Annotated in this window: 2 protein-coding genes; both read right to left on the bottom strand. The window is 43.4% G+C overall.

The window, feature by feature from the left end; genetic code table 11:
• Positions 1–114: 114 nt before the first annotated feature.
• Positions 115–576, bottom strand: a complete 462-nt coding sequence (locus tag HZA10_05885) for a cyclic nucleotide-binding domain-containing protein (protein MBI5195831.1) — start codon at positions 574–576, stop codon at positions 115–117.
• Between the two features lie 12 nt (positions 577–588).
• Positions 589–3,158 (bottom strand): hypothetical protein (locus HZA10_05880; GenBank protein ID MBI5195830.1); only part of this gene is annotated, 2,570 nt, incomplete at its 5' end.

The following is a 3,158-nucleotide window of genomic DNA, read 5'->3' as shown; positions in this document are numbered from 1 at the left end:
GGAATAAGGCTCAATGCCCAACCGGATAATAAGCCGGATGCGAATAAAAAAAGCGCTATAAGCCAATTTGGAAATAATTTAAGGTATTTTTCCAGATAATTTTTCATGCCTTTGTCAGCATTTATCCCGCTTCCCTATCTCTTCTGCAAGGCGCGCTGTAATGTCTCTGAGCCTTGCGGCGAGCATATTGAAGATTGAGAAGGCTATTTCAGGATTTTTCTTTATAAATGCCTCAAAACCTTTCTTGTCTATTACCAGAAAATTTGTATCTTCAATCGTCTCAACAGTCGCTGACCTCGGTTCATGAGAGACTATTGCCATTTCGCCGACACACTGGGGAGGTCTGAGCACAGCGATAAAGCCGCTTTCTTTTGCGCCCCCTTTTTTTACACCCACGCTACCCTCCACAATGAGGTACAACGAATCACCCTCGTCCCCCTCTTTAAATATTACAGTGCGTCCCGGATAGCTGGTTTCCTTTGCAATACCGGCTATAGATAGAAGATTATCAAGGGAGACATCTTTGAACATATCCACCTTATTGAGAAATAGCATCTTTTCTATTGTGGTCAGCATAAAATTATAAAATTAAACTATATCAAACCTCTTCAGCATGGCAAGGTTTTTTTGGGCAGTCTCTCTGACATTCGGATCGTCGTGGTCTTTGTTCGCCGTGAAGATATGAAGAAACCTATCATCTTTCATTTCGCCAAGATCATGGAGCGCAAAAAGCCTCTCCATAACATATCCGTTCTCCGCGGTTTCCATTAAAACAGGCTCTATTGACGATATTTCAAAATCATAGCCCTCGCTGATGATTTTTATTTTTTCCTCTGCCGGAATGTTATCAAATATCAGCATAAAGTATTTTCTAATCTCCGAAGGAAGCATGGTCTCCAGGGCCTCAAGCGCGCAATCCTTGGTTTTTTTTGCAGCGCTTTCAAGCGATTCGCCGAGCGCAGAGATGCCTTGCTTCTCGTCAACTAATTTAATCAGCGCAAGCAGGATTTTCTTGTGTGTTTTAAGCTTTTCGCGCATAAGAAGCCTGTATGCCTTGCATACATCAGGAGAATAATTTGACGCCATGTAATAATCCATATATAAGAGTTTTAATGCCGACTCAATGTGCTCTTTTAAGCAGCATAATATCTTTTCTGCTGAAAGCACAGGCGCATTTTTAGCGCCAGCAAGTTTTAAAAATGCCTTTATTGCTTCAAGCCTTATCCTTTCATCCCGGTCATGCAGATATGCGGCCAATATGTTTGCCGCTGATATGTCTCCGATGTCGCCAAGTATGGAAAGCAAAGGCAGCGCAATGCTGTAGGGCTGCGGCCTTTCTGAAAGATATGCGCTTATGTGCGGTAAGGCATTTTGCCCATAATTAATAAGCGTCTCATAAACAACTGTTGAAAATCTTTCATCAGGGAGCAATGGAATAATATTTGGAATATTATCGTTGTCTTTAATGCCGCCTATGGCAAGGATGGCATTTTTTACAATCTCCTCGTTGCCGCTTTTAAGCAGACCGGCTAAATATCCGCCGTAAGATTCAAGCTTGAACTCCCGGAATTCCCAGACGAGCAGCGCCGCGCATATCCGGTCAGCTTCTTTTTCTGAAGAGATAAGTCCGTCAAGAAAATCTTTTATTGCAGCCTCTTCCTCGCCGCAGCCGTGCGCCCTTACCAGCATTTTTATAAGGCTGCTCTTTACATAAGGATTTTTTTCGCTTTCAAGAAGCCCTGCAAAATATCCCGGCGCATCCGGAGATATTGCTTGAAAGGTTTCTATAGCCTCAAGCCGTGTGTCAGGATGGTTTATCAGTGCATTAACCTCTTTCATATAGCTTTGATTCACTGACATTTTTATGCTTTTGAGGGCAAGAATTTTAATGGCAGGGGAAGGGTCGCATACAAGACCGGCAACCTGAGACAATGCCTCCTTGGTGCCGATATTAAATAAAACATGGGCTGCAAGCGCCCTCTTTTTTTCATCGCTATTGTCAAGCAGTTCAGTAACAGCATTGATTGCATCTTTTGCTCTAAGCTTTGTCAATGTCTCAAATGAGTATTTTCCGAGATCAACCTCGCCTTGCCTGAGGTTTTCAACAAGTATATTCAGGTATCTCCTCCCAAGCATAAATGACGCAAGAAACCAGATGAAAACAAAGACAAGGGCAGTCATACATATCATCTGTGTGGAAAAAGACCGTATGGCAAATATAAGAAAAATACTGGAGACAACTGCGGCTGCCGGCCTCACTATGCCCTGAATAAATATTCTCGTCTTGCCCCTGACCCTCTCAGGAACAGGGTTAAGCAAAACGCTGCTTACAGTATCGTGTATGGAATAAAGGAAGAGGTCGTTTATCATTTTTGATAATGTGGCTGCAGCAAGGCCGAATTTGATTGTCATGCCGGAAATTGCCAAAAAAATCACGGAAGGGTATATAAGCACCGCAGCAGGGATGCCGAGGGTCTCGATAATTCTGGCTGTAAATAGCATCTGTGTCATAAAGGCCAGAAAAGTCGCTCCTCCCTGAACAAGGCCGAAATACTGGGTGAGTTCGTTAAGCGTATGCATGGAGGAGGCTGCGGCGCCGGCAAATTCAAACTCAATAACGCTGTTTACCAGATATATGGACATGGCCATAACGGCATACGCAATAAGAAAGCTGGAGCCGAAGATGTAGGAGAATCCCTCTTTAATCTGGCCGAGATATTGCCTTAAAGGATTTTCCGCTCCCCTTTCAGGTGTCCTTTCAACACGAAACTTCCTTAACATCAAATAATTTATAAACATCAGGAAGCTGATCAGGATAAATATATTTTCGGCCTGTATTATGCTGACGATAAATTTGATGCTGAGGGCAGACAGGCCGGCTGCCGCAAGCCCGAAAAGCATGATAAGCGGGAAAAGCCTTTTACCCTCCCTTACCGTATATTTGGAATCCGCAATGGTCCAGAACTGTATGATGGTGAGTATGGCCTGCACCTCAACTGCCGCAAACACAAATATAAGGTACGGCGGATATGAGATAAGAAATCTTGAAACAAAAAAAAGTATGCAGAAGAAAATTGAACTTGCTGAAAGAAGCCTTGCCTTGTCAAGCCTGTCCACAAGGGCCGAATAGGCTGTGGATACAACTGCAAGGATTGCAT

Source organism: Nitrospirota bacterium, from assembly GCA_016212185.1.
Taxonomy (GTDB): Bacteria; Nitrospirota; Thermodesulfovibrionia; order UBA6902; family DSMQ01; genus JACRGX01.
Note: the sequence above shows the minus strand (reverse complement) of the source record. Positions and strands in the feature narration are given on the sequence as shown.

Excerpts from the sequence above, each read along its gene's own strand:
- HZA10_05885 (MBI5195831.1), bottom strand. The coding sequence starts at position 576 with ATGCTGACCACAATAGAAAAGATGCTATTTCTCAATAAGGTGGATATG.